We start from the raw sequence: 15,033 nt of genomic DNA on the forward strand, positions 1-15,033 counted from the left end.
TGGATGCCACTTCGATATCAACCCAAGGAAGGCAGCGTACTGATTTGCGACTTCAGGGGTTATGAAGTCCCGGAGATGATCAAGGTCAGACCTGTTGTCGTCATACGCAAACACAGGACCAATAGTTTGTTGGTGACAGTCGTACCCCTGAGCACCACCGCCCCGGACTGTGTACTTGACCATCATCTGAAGCTTGCGAATCATCTGCACGGAGCCAGTCCGGCCTGCTGGGCAAAATGCGACATGGTTGCGACGGTAAGTCTCTCCAGACTGGACCGGATCAAAAGTCGGGATCGTCAGGGAAAGCGTGTTTATCTCATTTCACAACTTGCAACAGATGAATTTTTTGCAATCAAAGCCGCAGTACGTAGCGCTCTGGGTCTGTGATGGCACTAAAGATGGCGCGACCGGCGAATTGCCAGCCGTTGTCGTCCGTTCAATTTAAAGCAATACTCCTGACGTTCCCGAAAGGGGCTTGTGAGACTCTGAGGATCCTGGGCAACCAGCCATCGCAGAGCCAGACAGGTAAAGGGCAATGACAAGCCGACCTGTTTGTGAAAGGGCGCCGAAAGGCGCCCTTTGTCGTTTCTGGTGTTACTGAACCTTCGCCAAATCCCCTTTCAGCGCAACGCCCGCCATGAGCGCCCCAGCGTGGCACTCATAAGTCTTGGCATCCTTGCGCTCATTTTTCTTGTAGAAGCTGACGATGTTGGTCACGGCGTTGGCGCCGGCGTTTTTCGCTGCCTGGTGCAGGCTGATGATTGCCGATTGCGCGACCCATTCGCAGGCCACTTCGTCAGACTTGTTGAAGGCGTTGGTTTTCTTGTTGGTTACAGCGCCAGCGCTGAGCACGGTGACGTTGCCAGTCGGTGTATTGCCTGCCAGGTAGAACTTCACGCTGCCATCGATTTTGCCGGCGCGGGTTGCTTCGGCGACGGCTTTGTCAAAAGGCAGATACACCGCGGTGTCACGGGCCTGGCTGATGCTCGGCAATGCGCAGATCAGCAGGGTGGTGGCGGCAGCGAGTTTCTTGAAGTGCATGAAGGTCTCCTTGACCCTGAGTTATTCGATTACGACCAGCGGCGGAAAATCAACGAGGTGTTGACCCCACCAAAAGCGAAATTGTTGTTCATCACGTACTCATTGCTCATCTGCCGGAATTCACCGCGCAGGTAGTCGAGCTTGCCGCACTGCGGATCGACCTCATCGAGGTTGAAGGTGTGCACATACACATCGCGGTTCATCATTTCGATGCTGAACCAGGATTCCAGCGCGCCGCAGGCTCCCAAGGTGTGACCGAGGAAACTCTTCTGTGAACTGATCGGCATGTGTTCGCCGAACAACGCGCTGGTGGCCAGTGTTTCGGCAATGTCGCCCTGTTCTGTAGCGGTGCCGTGACCGTTCACGTAGCCGATGTCGGAAGGCTGCAGCCCGGCGTCTTCCAGCGCCAGCTCCATGGCTCGACGCATGGTGAGCTGCTCCGGACGGGTGGCGTGCTGACCGTCGGCGTTGCTGCCGAAACCGACGATCTCAGCGTGGATGCGGGCACCGCGTGCCAGGGCGTGTTCGAGCTCTTCGAGCACCAGCATGCCGCCGCCTTCACCGATCACCAGGCCATCGCGGTCGGTGTCGTAGGGGCGAGGGCTGGTTTGCGGGGCGTCGTTTTTCAGGCTGGTGGCGTAGAGCGCATCGAACACCATGGCTTCGGTCGGGCACAGCTCTTCGGCGCCGCCGGCGAGCATCAGCGGCAGGCGGCCGAACTTGATTGATTCGTAGGCATAACCGATGCCCTGGCTGCCGCTGGTGCAGGCGCTGGAGGTCGGGATCAGTCGGCCGGTGAGGCCGAAGAAGATGCTGACATTGGCCGCTGTGGTGTGCGGCATCATCCGTACGTAGGAGTTGGCGTTCAAGCCTTCGGCCACCGAGTTGAGCAGCATGTTGCCGAACGCCTTGATCTCGTCGGTGCTACCGGTGGACGAGCCGCAGGAAACGCCCATGCGCCCATCCTTGATCGACTCGTCACCCAGCAGCCCGGCGTCCGCCAACGCTTGCTCGGCAGCACCAACAGCGAGCCGCGAGACGCGGCCCATGCTGCGCAGTTGTTTGCGGGTCCAGTGGCCCGGCACTTTGAAGTCATCGATCGGCCCGGCCAGGCGCGTGCTGAGTTCGGTAAAACGATCCCACTCGTCCATGCGGCGGATGCCGCTGCGGTTGGCGGCGAAGTTGCCGGCGATGGTGTCCCAGTCGCTGCCCAGTGAGGTGATGCCGGCCATGCCGGTGACGACGACGCGCTTCATCAGCACAGGCCTCCATTGACGGCCAGAACCTGCCGGGTGATGTACGACGCTTCCGCCGACATCAGGAAATTAACTGCACCAGCCACCTCTTCCGGGGTGCCCATGCGTTGTGCGGGGATCATTTTCATCAGTTCTTCCACCGGCACGTTTTCATCGAGCATCGCCGTGTCGATCAGGCCGGGTGCGACACAGTTGACGGTGATTTTGCGTTTGCCCAGTTCGATCGCCAGCGCCTTGGCTGCGCCGATCAGACCGGCCTTGGACGCACTGTAATTGACCTGCCCGCGATTGCCGATCAACCCGGACACCGAGGTGATGCAGACAATCCGCCCGGCGGCGCGACGACGGATCATCGGCATCATTACTGGGTGCAGCACGTTGTAGAAACCGTCGAGGTTGGTGCGCATCACCAGATCCCAATCCTCCTCGCTCAGGGCCGGGAAAGCACCGTCGCGGGTCAGGCCGGCGTTGAGTACCACGCCATAATAGGCGCCGTGGGTTTCGACATCGGCTTCGAGAATAGCTTTGCAACGGGCACGGTCGGACACGTCAAATTGCAGGATGCGCGCGTTGCGGCCCAGAGCCTCGACTTCGGCCTTGACGGCTTCGGCGTCCGCAAGGCCGCTGCGGCAGTGCAGCACGATGTCGTGCCCGGCCCGGGCCAGACGCAACGCGATAGCGCGGCCAATACCACGGCTGGAGCCGGTGACCAGTACGGATTCAGTCATCACTCGACTCCTTGGGGTTCATGAAGATAGTGCGCGGCCTGAGGCGGGCGAAACACGTTCAGCCGGGCAGTGGCGTGGATGCCGGGGGCAGTGAGGTGGCATTCGAACACACCCATGCCATTGTCGTCTTCCAGCGAGCGTATTCCATGGATGGTCAACTCGGTGCCAGCGGGGAAGTGTTCTACGTTGCATTCGAATTTACGGGTGCCGAGCAGGAAACCCAGCTCCACGGCATTACCTTTCTGGCGCGCATGGCAGCCGGCGTACGCGGCGACGCTCTGGGCCATCAGCTCGATGCCGACCCAGGCCGGCAGGCTGCCGTCGGGGCGATTGAACAGGCCGCCGGGTTTGACGGTGAGTCGGGTGTGAATCTGTTCGTCATCGAACGACAGGATCTGCTCGATGAGGATCATGTCGCCGGCATGCGGCAGCAGTTCGGCGAGCGGCCAGGCAATCATGGGGCGTCTCCGATAATCAGGCTGACGTTATTGCCACCGAAGGCAAAGGAATTGCTCATCAGGTAGCGAGGTGCAATGGACGTCAGGTGGTCAGTCGGGGTCACCCAGTGCAGGGCCGGCAATTCGGGGTCGGGCTGGCCGTCCCAGACGTGGGGCGGCAGGGCGTGCTTGCGGTTGTCTACGCTCAGGCTCAACCAGCAGAACGCCGCTTCCAGGGCACCGGCAGCGCCGAGGGTATGGCCGGTCATCGGTTTGGTCGACGAGCAGGGCACGCCTTGCGGGAATAGTGTCGTCACGGCCAGGCTTTCCATGGCGTCGTTGTGTTGGGTGGCGGTGCCGTGCAGGTTCAGATAGCCGATCTGCTGCGGTTGCAGGCCTGCGCGGCTCAAGGCTTTGCGCATCGCTTGCAGGGCGCCACGGCCGGTCGGCTCCGGCGCGGAAATATGGTGTGCATCGGAGCTGGCGCCACTGCCGAGCAGGGCAATCGGTTGGTGGTTGCCGGCGTTTTTGCTCATCAGAAACAGCACCGCCGCTTCGCCGATATTGATGCCGTTGCGGTTGGCTGAAAATGGATTGCAGCGCTGCTCGGACACCGCTTCCAGGGCCGAGAAACCGTTGAGGGTCAGCTTGCACAAACTGTCGACACCGCCGCACAACACGGCGTCGCACATGCCCAGGTCGAGCAGTCGTTGGGCGCTCATCAGCGCGCGGGCGCTGGAGGTGCAGGCGGTGGAAATCACATAGGCCGGGCCGCTCAGTTGCAGCCAGTCGGCGAGAAACGTCGCCGGTGCGCCGAGTTCCTGTTGCTGATAGTCATAGTCGGCGGGGAACTGATGCTCGCGGATGTAATGGGCCAGACCGCTGCTGGCCTCGTGAATGCCCGAGGTGCTGGTGCCCAGGATGACGCCGATACGGTCGCGGCCGTAGGTCTGGATCGCCTGCTCGATGTCTTCGCGAATTTGCAGCGCAGCCTCCAGCAGCAATTGATTGTTGCGACTGCTTTGATGGGCCAGCTCAGGCGGAATCGGCACCAGCTCGCCGCGCACCGCCGCGACCGGCAGCGAGCGTTCCGCCACCCAGCCGGCCTCGCTGCGCATGCCCGAGCAATCGCCGGCAAACAGGTTGCGGGCGACTTCCTGCTTGTTGCGACCCAGGGCGCAGATTACCCCGAGGGCATTCAGATAAGCCGTCATGGCGTGTGCTCGCCTAACGGAGTGACGCGATAGTGCGGGCCTTGGGATACGTTCAATTCAAAGCTCAGTGGTTGTGAATAGCGGATGTTCCAGCGTGGTGACAAGGATCGTTGCCCGCCATCCTGCCGGGCGGCGGGATAGTTGCGATGCAACTCGCCCGCAGGGGTCAACGCAAACAACAAGGCAGCGAACAGCTCCCGGGCTTCCGGATTGGGCGGCAGCAGACCGTCGGCCTCCCATTGGCCATCGATCAGTTTCTGCCGTGCCACGGGAATCCCCAAAGGGTCCATCATCGACCAGCGAATGCCTGGGCCTTCACGCTGGATCACCAGCAGCCAGTCCTGACGCTGTTCGGCCATCTGCCGTTCGATGTGCAGTTGCAGCGGCAACGCCAGATTCGGGGTTCGCTCGGGCAGCGGTGCCCGGCTGGCGCAAGCGCTCAGCAACAGGACACAGCAGAGCAGCAGAAAACGGATCATCAGGCACACCCTTCAAGAGGCTTGCGCGCGACTACATTGACCAGGGTTTCTTCCCGTTGGCCAAAGGGTTTTGGCTGGCGCAAGCCGAAGCGTTCGAGCAGGCCGAAATCCTTGGCTCGACTCCACCATAAGTAAGGGTAAGACACGTTCTGCGGGCCGAATTCAAAACCCTGCCGACGAATCATGTCCAGGTAACCGGCGGCGCTCTTCTGCACGTGCATCGGGTGGCGGAACAGCCAGCGAATCACCCATGTATCAATGTAAGCCTCGGTGGACTCGGCGAACAACAAATAGCCGCCCGGTTTTAGCACCCGATAGAACTCGGCCAGGGCCCGGTCCTGCTCGACAAGGTGATGGAAGGTCTGGTGACAGAACAGCAGATCGACGCTGGCGTCCGGCACGTTGATGCTCGCGCAGTCACTGCCGATCAGTTCTACATCCATACCCTGACGAGTCGCTTCTTCACCGCTCAGGTTCAGGCTGTGAGGATCGGCATCCAGCCCGATCAGGCGTTGAGGCGCGAAGGTCTGGCGCAGGTACTGGAACGACTTGCCCTGGCCGCAACCGGCATCCAGCAATACCGGGTTGGCGGGCAATGGCGCGCTGAACAGGTCGCGCAAATCATGGATCGCCACTCGCAATACATGGTGCTGCCAGGTGTGACTGCGCAGAAACCAGAAACCGAAACGGGTTTCTTCGACGTAGTTGTCGCTCAAGTAACTCATGTCGGGTCCTGTGCGCACAGGTCCGAGATCATCCGCAGCCGACGTTTGGGTTCGCTGACGAACGGGTTGCGTTCATCCCAGGCGTAACCCGCGAGGATCGAGCTGATCATGCGGCGGATTTCCGCTGCGCCGCCCTGATAGAAAATCACATCCTGAAAGGTCCCGGCGTACCAGCCCTCGACGTAGCAACGGAAGGTGTCGACGCCGCGCTTGAGCGGTTCGGCGAATTCGGTCTGCCAGTCGACGCTTTCACCTTGCAGTTGGCGGTGCAGCACCCCGGCGGCCATGCTCGCCGACCGCATGGCGATGGTCACACCGGAGGAAAACACCGGGTCGAGAAATTCCGCCGCGTTGCCCAACAGGGCGAAACCAGGGCCGTGCAGGGTTTTGACGTTGGCCGAATAACCGCCGATGGTCCGCGCGGGCGTGTCCCAGACGGCATTGTTCAGCACACCGGCCAGGCTCGGCGTTTCAGCAATGAAGCCGCGCAGGCAGTCGTCCAGATTCTCGGTGCGGCCTGCGAAATGTTCGGCGGCCGCCACTACGCCCACCGAGCAACGGCCGTTGCTGAACGGGATGGTCCAGAACCAGATATCACGCTGGGTCGGATGGGTGGTGATGAGGATTTTCTCCCGGTCGAAAGCCGGGCTATCGATGCAATCTTCGACGTGGGTGAACACGGCCTGGCGCACCGGGAAGTTCGACGGTGCTTCAAGGTCGAGCAAGCGTGGCAGCACGCGACCGTAGCCGCTGGCATCGAGCACGAAGTCGGCTTCGACGCGGTATTGGCTGCCGTCTTCGCGAAGTACGTCGAGCTGCGGTTTCGCCAGGCTGAAATCGGCGCTGACGATGGCTTCGCCGTAACGGACATCGACACCTTGCAGCTCAGCCTGATCGGCCAGCAGCTTGTCGAAGTCGGCGCGCTGGACCTGGAACGTCGTCGGCTTGCCATTGGTGAACGTGTCGCCGAAATCGAAGGTGCTGTACTGATCGCCCCAAGCGAACGCTGCGCCGTTTTTGCGCTGGAAACCAGCCGCATTTACCGCCTCGAGCATGCCGGCTTCTTCGACGAAATCCAGGCAATGGGACAGCAGGCTTTCGCCGATGGAAAACCGTGGGAAATGCTGGCGCTCGATCATCAGCACATCATGGCCTTTACGCTTGAGCAGCGCGGCGGCGATGGCGCCCGAGGGGCCGGCGCCGATGACCAGTACCTGACGACGTTCCATTTCAACTGTTGGCACGGGTGCTCCTTGCCGGGGCGGCGATGTTCAAAGGGATTCGGTGCATGCCGGCCAATGCCGGCAGCAGGGTTGCGATCAGGCCCATCAACATCAGCGCGAAATACAGCGCCGGGCTGATGAGCTGTTGTTGCAGCAGCAGGTTGAGAAAGACGATCTCGCTCAAGCCGCGAATATTCAGTAAAAGGCTTTCCCGCCAGCGGCTGGCACCTTCAAACGAGGCGCCAGCCCAGCCGAGGCCCAGCCAGTTGCCCAACAGTTTGCTGGCGATTGGCAACAGCAGGAGCGCGGTCAGTTGCATCCCGCCGAGACTGTCGATGGCGCTGTGCACGTTGATCTGCACGATGCCGAACGTGAGGATCAGCGGGATGGCGATCCAGGTCTGCAAACGGCTCATCCACGCCGCCGACAATGGCAGCACCAATGGCACCTTGAGCGCGGCCATGCACAGCAGATAGCCGATACCGAAAATCAGCGCATTGAGTTTGAAGTGTTCGGCGACCACCAGCAGCGCGAAGAAGCAGCCGCTGTGCAGCAACGGTTGGCGCAGTCCGAGCAGGCGCAGCAACAACGGCAGACAGGCGCCGGCCAGCGGCAGCAAGAGGCTGCTCAGGTGCAGGCTGCCCTGGGCGAACGCGAACAGGGTCCAGCAGGTCAGGTCGATCAGGATCGCGGTTTGCACCAGACGCCGGGTGGCGGCGGGCGGGTAGTTGATGTGTCGCAGGTACAGATACAACACCGGAATTGCGGTGATGGCGAACAGCAGACCGACCGCCAGCGAGCTGATCCACGGCTGCGGTGGCAACAGCCAGAACGCTGTCGCCAGCCCGCAGGCGAACGGAATACAGAAACTCGGCAGGGCGATTTTCAGGCTCTGGCGTTCCAGGCGCAGGTCGATCACGTCGCTGAGAATGTGCCCCAGCAGCAAGGCAAAGCTCAGGCTGTAGAGGTTCTTCAGCCAGCCCGGCGAGATCAGGTCGGCACCGCTCAGTTGCCAGCCCGGTTCGATCCAGAAGTACATCAGCAACGGCAGGCCGAAGGTCGCCAGCAGCAACTGGCTGACGATCGGAATCAGACCGAAATGACGACCGATACGGGTGGCCACGGCGAACAACACCAGGGCCATCATCCAAAACACCGCGACCATCATGCTGCCGGCTCCGTAGCTGGGGCGACATGGGCTTGGCGTCCGGCCCACGGTGCCAGGATGAAGCTGAATGCCAGGCCGAGGCTCACCGACAGGCCGAAGTTGCTCACCGCTGGCGTGCTGGACACCGCCAGCAGGCCGAACGACAGCCAAGTGGTCACCGCTGCCAGCAAGGTGCCCAGCAGACTCGCCGCGGCGCCGCCGATCTGTTCGCGCATGAGGATCGCGTAATCGACGCTGATCGCCGTCACCAGCAACAGGCCAAACAGGCTGAACAATGTCAGTGGCTGACCGAGCCAACCGAGGCTTGCCAGGCTGCACAGGGCCGCCAGCAGCGGCAGGGAGACGATTCGCAGCGCGCCACCGAAACCGAATGGCAGGATCAGCACCAGCACGATCAACACGCAGGAGGCGAGTTTCAATTCAGCGGCGCTGATTTGAGTGGCGGCGAAAACCTGGTTCAGTTCGCCGAGGCGATCCACCAGTTCCACACCCGGCAAGTCCAGCGCCTGGACCCGCAACAGCGTGGGATTGTTCAAGCCTTGCAGGCTGACCATCGCCGCCACGCCGTCATCGGTCGGCCCCAGCCACAGGGTGCGGTAGGGCTCGGCCAATGGGCCGGCCAGCGCTGTGTCGATGTCTTCGGTGGGCAGCGCCTGCAACGTTGCCAACTCAGCCTGCAACGCGGCGGCCGGCACGCCGAGGTCGAGCAACGGTTGCCAGAACTGCGGCAGCTTGTTCAGTGCTTCACGCACTTTGCGCTGTTCGCTTGGCTGGCTGACCAGTTGATTGAGCGATAGATAGCCCTGAAGTTTTTCCAGATTGACCAGTTGATCCAGACGCTCGCTCAGTGCCGTCAGGCGTTCGAGCAACGCCTGCTGATTGGCCGCGCGCACCAGGAAAAACTGGCTGGTAGGTTGATAGCCGGTGATGCGTGCGATGGTCTGGGCTTCGTCAGTCAGTTGCTGCGGTGTGCCGACCCATTGGCGAATGTCATTTTTGCTCTGCAACTGCAACAGGCCGCCGACACAGAAGGCGATCAGCAATGCCAGCAGGACCGGCGTGCGCAAGTATTTCAGCAGCGATTCTCGCAGCTCCAGCAACTTCTCGGCGACGCGCATCGGCCATTGCGCCGGCCGCAGATCCACGCCCTTGAGCAGCGCCGGCAGCAGGCACACTGCCGACAGGTAGGCGCCAAGCAGGCCGGCGGCGGAGAACACGGCAATTTGGGTCAGGGCCGGGAACGGTGTCCAGGCCAGGGCCAGGTAGCCGATGCAACTGGTGATCAGGCTCAGGGTCAGCCCCGGCAGGGTCAGGCGTAACGCCGGCCAGCTGTGCCAGGGTTTCAGGCTCCAGCTTTTCGAGAGGTAATGCAGTGGGTAATCCACCGCCACGCCGATCAGACTTGAGCCCAGCACCAGCGTCATCACATGCATGTGGCCGAACAGCGCCACGCAGGCCACAGCACCGAACAACATGCCCACCAGCACCGGGACGAACGCCAACAACACCCGCCAGCGCCGGAAGGCCAGCAACAGCAGCAACAGAATCCCGACAGTGGCGCCGCCGCCGACCCAGGTCATTTCGCGCGCGGCTTGCCGTTGACCGCTGGCGGCATACAGCAAGCCACTGGCGGCGAGCAGTTGCACATCCGATCGGGCGGCTTCTTCGCGACTGTGTTGGAGCAGGTCAGCCACTTGCAGCGGCAGGTTCATATCGAACGCGTTGCCGGCGGTTCGCGCCCGCAGCATCACCCAACTCTTGCCATCGGCATCGGCAACCAGCGTACCGCTGCCGATGTCCAGTTGCACCGAGCCGTGTTGCGGCTGGCTGTTCTGGATGCGCCCGGTCAGGCCGAGCCAGTCGTCCTGGCTCGGCACCAGGCTGAAGCCGGTGAACGGGTCGAACAGGGCTTGTACCCGTTGCTGGATAAAGGCGTCAGGGTGCTCGATGAGTTGCTGCCGATCTGGCGCGGACAGCATCGCCAGTCGGCCTTGCAGCAATTGGCTGCGCAATGCGGGCAAGTCGGCTTGCAGGGTCCACTGGACCTTTTCGAAGACGCCGCTGGCCTGCCATTGCTCGCCAAGTTTTTGCGCCATGGCGATGGCTTGCTGGCGGTCTTTATGGCCGACCAGTACCAGCATTTCCCGGTTCAGCGGTTCTTGCATGCGCTGTTCGGCGTGCAGTTCCAGCGCTTCCGGCGCGGTGCCTGGCACCAGTTCCATCAGATTGGCCGACAGCGGTGCACCGTCACGCCATTGCCAGCCGGCGAGCGCGAGCACCGCCAGCAGCAGGATCAGAAACAGCCGAGGGAGCATCCGTTCACTCGGCAAAGTCATGTTGCTCCGCATCGCTCAATGGTTGTGCGCTGGTGCTGTCCTGCATGCGCAACAGGGTTCGGTCACCCTGGGTTTCGAGCAGCTCGATGCTGTGCACCAGTTCGCCGCCGTCAATGTTGATCTGATTGAACACCTGCTTGAGCAGCATCGAGCGCGGGGTCAGGGTCAGCTTCCAGCGCTGTGCGTCGCCGCTCAGCGAAAGCTCGAAATCCCGTTGCAGGCCGCTGCTGTCGCCTTGCAGCACCGCGAGGAACAAGCGGTTCTGTTCGGCGCCGGCACTCTTGTTCGGCAGCATTTGCCAGCCGCTGGCATCACGCCGGGCAATGCCTTTGTCGCTGATGCGGTAGTCCTGTTGCAGCGGGGTTTTCAGCAGCCAGAGCAGGCCATGGTTTTTTGCCAGAACGAAGTTGCCCTTGCTGGTCAGCGGCTGGGGCAGGGCGCGCAGGTGTTTTTCCTGGACAAAGCTGCCGTGGATCACATCGGGTTTGGCCAGTTGATCGCTGAGCTGTTGCAGATCGAAGGCCTGCGCCAGCGAAGAAAAACCCAGCGCCACCACAAACATGTAGCAGCTGCCGAGCCTGCGAGGCTGCGTCCGGCGGCGAAGCCGTCGTAAAACCTGCGCATGCGGTGCTTCAGGGAAATCGCAGGGCGACTGCTGCGCAGCCGAACGCAGGCTTCGCCAGCTGCTACAAAGGGATCGCAAGTTCATGGCAGCATCCTTTCAACCGCATCGGTGAACACTTTCGGTGACGCCAGCTGCATTTCGCGGCTGCTCATGTCGACGGCGACCTGCACGGAACAGGCGCGGGTCAGGCGTTCGCCGGTGGCCAGATCGCTGATCAGGTAATTGATCTTCAGGCGGTTTTCCCACTCCACCAGGCTGGCGCGCACATTCAGCTTCTGGCCGAACACCGCGCCGCGCACATAGCGCAGCTGCAAGTCGATCACCGGCCACGCGTAACCCGATGCCACCATGGCGTCGTAGTTGTGGCCGATCCTGTCCAGCAGCGCACAGCGGGCGACCTCCAGGTATTTGACGTAATGGCCGTGCCAGACCACGTTCATGGTGTCGACATCAAAGAACGGTACGAGGATTTCCGTGTCGGTGTGCAGCACTCCCTTGCTACGCATGCAGCCTCCAGTGTTGTTCGGCGATGCGCTGCAGGCACAGGCGCAATTCGCCTTCCAACGCACGGTCTTCGATGACCGGCGGGAAGTCCTTGGCCAACTCTTCGTGCATCGCGGCCAGGGCCGGTGGCAGTGGCCGCGCATCTTCAGCCTGGCCGCGTAGCCAGACGCCTTGGTTGGCGGCCAGCAGCGTGGCGGCGGCGACCTGTTCGGTCAGCTCCAGCACGCGGATGGCGTCGCGGGCAGAGATGGTGCCCATGCTGACCTTGTCCTGGTTGTGGCACTCGGTGGAGCGCGAGAAGACGCTGGCCGGCATGGTGTTTTTCAGGGCTTCGGCGGTCCAGGCGCTGGTACCGATCTGCACAGCCTTGAAGCCATGGTTAAGCATCGCGCGGTCGGCGCTGGCGCCGGACAGGTTGCTTGGCAAACCATGGTTGTAACGCTCGTCCACCAGCAGCGCGAGCTGGCGGTCGAGCAAGTCGGCGACGTTCGCCACCAGGGTTTTCAGACTGTCCATGGCGAACGCGATATGGCCGCCGTAGAAGTGCCCGCCGTGCAGCACGCGTTCGGCTTCGGCGTCGATGATCGGGTTGTCGTTGGCGCTGTTGAGTTCGATCTCGATGAACGAGCGCAGCCAGTTCAGGCTGTCGGCCAGCACCCCGAGCACGTGCGGCGCACAACGCAGGGAATAGCGGTCTTGCAGGCGATGCAGTGGCGCGGTCGGCGCATCGATCGCCAGATCCTTGCGCAACCACGCAGCGACTTGCATCTGCCCGGGATGGGGTTTGGCGGCGAACAGACGCTCGTCGAAGTGCTCCGGGTTGCCCTGCAACGCGACCACGTTCAGCGCGGTAATGCGCGTGGCGAGTTGCAACAGGTAATCGGCGCGGGCGTAAGCCAGGCAGGCGAGGCCAGTCATCACCGCGGTACCGTTCATCAGCGCCAGCGCTTCTTTGGGGCGCAATACCAGCGGTTCCCAGCCCAATTCGCTGTGCACATCGGCGGCTTGTCGACGCTCACCACGGAACATCACTTCGCGCTCGCCGGACAAGGTCGCGGCAACGTAGGACAACGGCGTCAGGTCACCGCTGGCGCCCACCGAACCTTCTTCCGGAATCAGCGGCAGAATGTCGTATTCGAGGAAGGCTTGCAGGCGCTCCAGCAGTTCCACGCGTACTCCGGAAACGCCTTGGCAAAGCGATTGCAAACGCGCCGCCAGCACCGCGCGGGTGGCTTGGGCGTCGAGCAGTTTGCCCAGGCCGCAACCGTGGAAGGTATACAGATGACGGGGCAGGGCTTCGACGTGGTGCAGCGGCACCGCCACCACACAGGAGTCGCCATAACCGGTGGTCACGCCATAGATCACGCCTTCCTTGTCCAACAGGGAGTCAAGGAATTGCGGGCCCTTGGCGATGCGCTGGCGAAATTCGGGGTCGCCCTGCAACTGCGTCGGCACCTGACGGTTGGCCAGGGCCAGCACGTCTTCGATGCGCAAAGGGAGTTCGCCGAAGGTTACCGGCTCAAGCGTTGGCGTCGTCATCGGTCTTCCAGAAAGGGTAAAAGTTGAACCATTGTTGGGGGGCTTCGAGGCAATAGTGACCCAGGCGTTCGGCGTAGCGGGAGGCCCACTGATGAATGACCTGTTCGCGGTCGCTGCGTTTCCACACGATGGCGTCGGCGAACGGTTCGAGGGTCAGTCGATAGTCGCCAGTGGGTTTCTTCAGGCACAGCATCAGGTTGATCGGGCATTTCAGCAGACCGGCCAGCAACCATGGGCCCTGAGGGAACGCGGCTTGATGACCGAGGAAATCCACGCTCACGCTGCGTCCGCCATGCAACGGCACGCGGTCGCCGGCAATCGCCAGCCATTCGCCGCGCTCCAGGCGTTCATGCAATTGCAGCATGATCACCGGGTCCAGCTCGCTGACCTGGATCAGCCGCAGATTGGTCGCTCCGGCTTCACCCAGCAGACGGTTGAATTGTTCGGCGTGCTTGGTGTGCACCAGCACGTTCATGGTGACTTTCTCACCGATTTCGGCCAGCGCCCGGCAGACTTCGAGATTGCCCAAGTGCGCGCCTACCAGCATTTGCCCGCGTGTGCCGCGCAGTTTATTGCGCAGCAGCGCCGGGTCGATGATTTCGATTTGGTTGATGCTCAGCTTGCCGTTCCACACATCGAGTTTGTCGAGCATGGAATCGGCGAAGGCCATGAACTGGCCAAACACCCGCCAATGGGTCGGGCGCAATTCGCTACGACCGCTCCAGTCGGCAAGCCGCTGCTGGTATTGCCAGGCGCTTTGGCGGGCGCTGCGTCCGAACAGGAAAAAGTACAGCACGATGCCGTACAGCAGCGGGCTCAGCAGTCGGCGACCCAAGACTTTTGCGCAAAGCGCAGTGAACTTCATCAACCAGAAGCTGCCGCGCTCCTGGCGGTCGGCCCAGTGCTGTTTGTCTGCGTTGTCGCTCATGCTCGCCACCGCCGCCAGAGGATTACCGGTGCGCGCAGCAACATGCCGAAGAACAGCCGGGTGTGCATGCTCGAAATCAGTACGTTGTCGTGGAACAGACGGAAATGCGAGACGCCATCCAGAGGGTAATGAACCCTGGTTTTCAGCCACTGCATCGGCTGATTGCGCCAGGCCAGGCGCACCAGGATGTCGGAGTCGAAGTCCATGCGCTTGCCGATCCTGGCCGAGTCGATCAGTGCCAGGGTCGGTGGCAATGGGTAGACACGGAAGCCGCACATGGAGTCGCGAATCTGCAATGACAGGGTGTTGATCCAGACCATCACATGGGTCAGGTAGCGGGCGTATAAACGGCCCTTCGGCACGCTGGCGTCGTATTGCGGATAACCGCAAATCACGGCGTCGGGGTGGGCGCGTGAATGTTCGATGAAGACTTTAACGTCTTGCAGGTCGTGCTGGCCGTCGGCGTCCACCTGCAAGGCGTGGCTGAAGCCCAGGCGCGACGCTTCGCGCAAGCCGGTCATCACCGCGCCGCCCTTGCCTTGATTGACGGTGAGCCTGATCAGGTGAACCCGGTCCCGCCGGGCCAGTTGGTCAAGCACCTTGGCGCAGGCAGGACTGCTGGCATCGTCCACCAGAATGCAGGGCAGTCCGCTGGCAAGCAGCGCATCGACCACGGCGGTGATTGCGGTTTCGTGGTTGTAGACCGGGATGATTGCGCAGGGGTTATGCATGTTGGCTCATTCCCTCGCTCGTGTAGCAGCTGCCGAAGGCTGCGTTCGAGCGCGAAGCGGTCGTAAACCGGTATTCGAGGTTTTTCAGAATAAATGTGG

General features: G+C 61.9%; 16 protein-coding genes. 1 reads left to right on the plus strand and 15 read right to left on the minus strand.

Translation table 11 applies throughout. From position 1 onward, the window contains the following. The first annotated feature begins 3 nt into the window (after nucleotides 1-3). Nucleotides 4-387, plus strand: a complete 384-nt coding sequence (locus IB250_RS27600; RefSeq protein ID WP_192346767.1) for a type II toxin-antitoxin system PemK/MazF family toxin — start codon at nucleotides 4-6, stop codon at nucleotides 385-387. A 207-nt stretch (nucleotides 388-594) separates the two neighbouring features. On the opposite strand, the gene IB250_RS27605 is transcribed toward IB250_RS27600, so the two are convergent. The 15 genes from IB250_RS27605 to IB250_RS27675 all read right to left on the minus strand — a co-directional run bounded on the left by IB250_RS27605 (nucleotide 595) and on the right by IB250_RS27675 (nucleotide 14,934). Continuing rightward, complete coding sequence (locus IB250_RS27605; RefSeq protein WP_192346769.1) at nucleotides 595-1,041, minus strand: excinuclease; 447 nt, start codon at nucleotides 1,039-1,041, stop codon at nucleotides 595-597. Between the two features lie 29 nt (nucleotides 1,042-1,070). Next, nucleotides 1,071-2,297, minus strand: coding sequence for a beta-ketoacyl-ACP synthase (locus tag IB250_RS27610; protein WP_192346771.1), 1,227 nt, complete (start codon nucleotides 2,295-2,297; stop codon nucleotides 1,071-1,073). Then, complete coding sequence (gene fabG / locus IB250_RS27615) at nucleotides 2,297-3,025, minus strand: 3-oxoacyl-ACP reductase FabG (protein ID WP_192346773.1); 729 nt, start codon at nucleotides 3,023-3,025, stop codon at nucleotides 2,297-2,299. The genes IB250_RS27610 and fabG overlap by 1 nt, the downstream gene beginning before the upstream one ends. Further along, nucleotides 3,025-3,483, minus strand: a complete 459-nt coding sequence (locus IB250_RS27620) for a hotdog family protein (RefSeq protein ID WP_192346775.1) — start codon at nucleotides 3,481-3,483, stop codon at nucleotides 3,025-3,027. Before IB250_RS27620 ends, fabG begins: the two co-directional genes overlap by 1 nt. Then, complete coding sequence (locus tag IB250_RS27625) at nucleotides 3,480-4,676, minus strand: beta-ketoacyl-[acyl-carrier-protein] synthase family protein (protein WP_192346777.1); 1,197 nt, start codon at nucleotides 4,674-4,676, stop codon at nucleotides 3,480-3,482. Before IB250_RS27625 ends, IB250_RS27620 begins: the two co-directional genes overlap by 4 nt. Next, on the minus strand, nucleotides 4,673-5,155 hold the full coding sequence (locus tag IB250_RS27630; protein ID WP_192346779.1) for a hypothetical protein: 483 nt from the start codon (nucleotides 5,153-5,155) through the stop codon (nucleotides 4,673-4,675). Before IB250_RS27630 ends, IB250_RS27625 begins: the two co-directional genes overlap by 4 nt. After that, nucleotides 5,155-5,880, minus strand: a complete 726-nt coding sequence (locus IB250_RS27635; RefSeq protein ID WP_192346781.1) for a class I SAM-dependent methyltransferase — start codon at nucleotides 5,878-5,880, stop codon at nucleotides 5,155-5,157. The genes IB250_RS27630 and IB250_RS27635 overlap by 1 nt, the downstream gene beginning before the upstream one ends. Then, on the minus strand, nucleotides 5,877-7,124 hold the full coding sequence (locus IB250_RS27640) for an NAD(P)/FAD-dependent oxidoreductase (RefSeq protein ID WP_192346783.1): 1,248 nt from the start codon (nucleotides 7,122-7,124) through the stop codon (nucleotides 5,877-5,879). Before IB250_RS27640 ends, IB250_RS27635 begins: the two co-directional genes overlap by 4 nt. Next, nucleotides 7,111-8,271 (minus strand): sodium:proton antiporter, encoded by a 1,161-nt coding sequence (locus tag IB250_RS27645; protein ID WP_192346785.1) that lies wholly within the window; start codon nucleotides 8,269-8,271, stop codon nucleotides 7,111-7,113. Before IB250_RS27645 ends, IB250_RS27640 begins: the two co-directional genes overlap by 14 nt. Further along, entirely contained in the window at nucleotides 8,268-10,607 is a 2,340-nt protein-coding gene (locus IB250_RS27650) for an MMPL family transporter (protein WP_192346787.1), read from the minus strand. The genes IB250_RS27645 and IB250_RS27650 overlap by 4 nt, the downstream gene beginning before the upstream one ends. Further along, nucleotides 10,591-11,169, minus strand: coding sequence for an outer membrane lipoprotein carrier protein LolA (locus IB250_RS27655; protein ID WP_192346789.1), 579 nt, complete (start codon nucleotides 11,167-11,169; stop codon nucleotides 10,591-10,593). Before IB250_RS27655 ends, IB250_RS27650 begins: the two co-directional genes overlap by 17 nt. Before the next feature lie 143 nt (nucleotides 11,170-11,312). After that, on the minus strand, nucleotides 11,313-11,738 hold the full coding sequence (locus IB250_RS27660) for an acyl-CoA thioesterase (RefSeq protein ID WP_007903171.1): 426 nt from the start codon (nucleotides 11,736-11,738) through the stop codon (nucleotides 11,313-11,315). Then, complete coding sequence (locus tag IB250_RS27665) at nucleotides 11,731-13,275, minus strand: HAL/PAL/TAL family ammonia-lyase (protein ID WP_192346791.1); 1,545 nt, start codon at nucleotides 13,273-13,275, stop codon at nucleotides 11,731-11,733. The genes IB250_RS27660 and IB250_RS27665 overlap by 8 nt, the downstream gene beginning before the upstream one ends. After that, entirely contained in the window at nucleotides 13,256-14,203 is a 948-nt protein-coding gene (locus tag IB250_RS27670; RefSeq protein ID WP_192346793.1) for a glycosyl transferase, read from the minus strand. The genes IB250_RS27665 and IB250_RS27670 overlap by 20 nt, the downstream gene beginning before the upstream one ends. Further along, complete coding sequence (locus IB250_RS27675; protein ID WP_192346795.1) at nucleotides 14,200-14,934, minus strand: glycosyltransferase family 2 protein; 735 nt, start codon at nucleotides 14,932-14,934, stop codon at nucleotides 14,200-14,202. Before IB250_RS27675 ends, IB250_RS27670 begins: the two co-directional genes overlap by 4 nt. Nucleotides 14,935-15,033: the final 99 nt, after the last annotated feature.

The sequence above is a fragment of the Pseudomonas sp. PDM09 genome (genome assembly GCF_014852305.1).
Taxonomy (GTDB): Bacteria; Pseudomonadota; Gammaproteobacteria; order Pseudomonadales; family Pseudomonadaceae; genus Aquipseudomonas.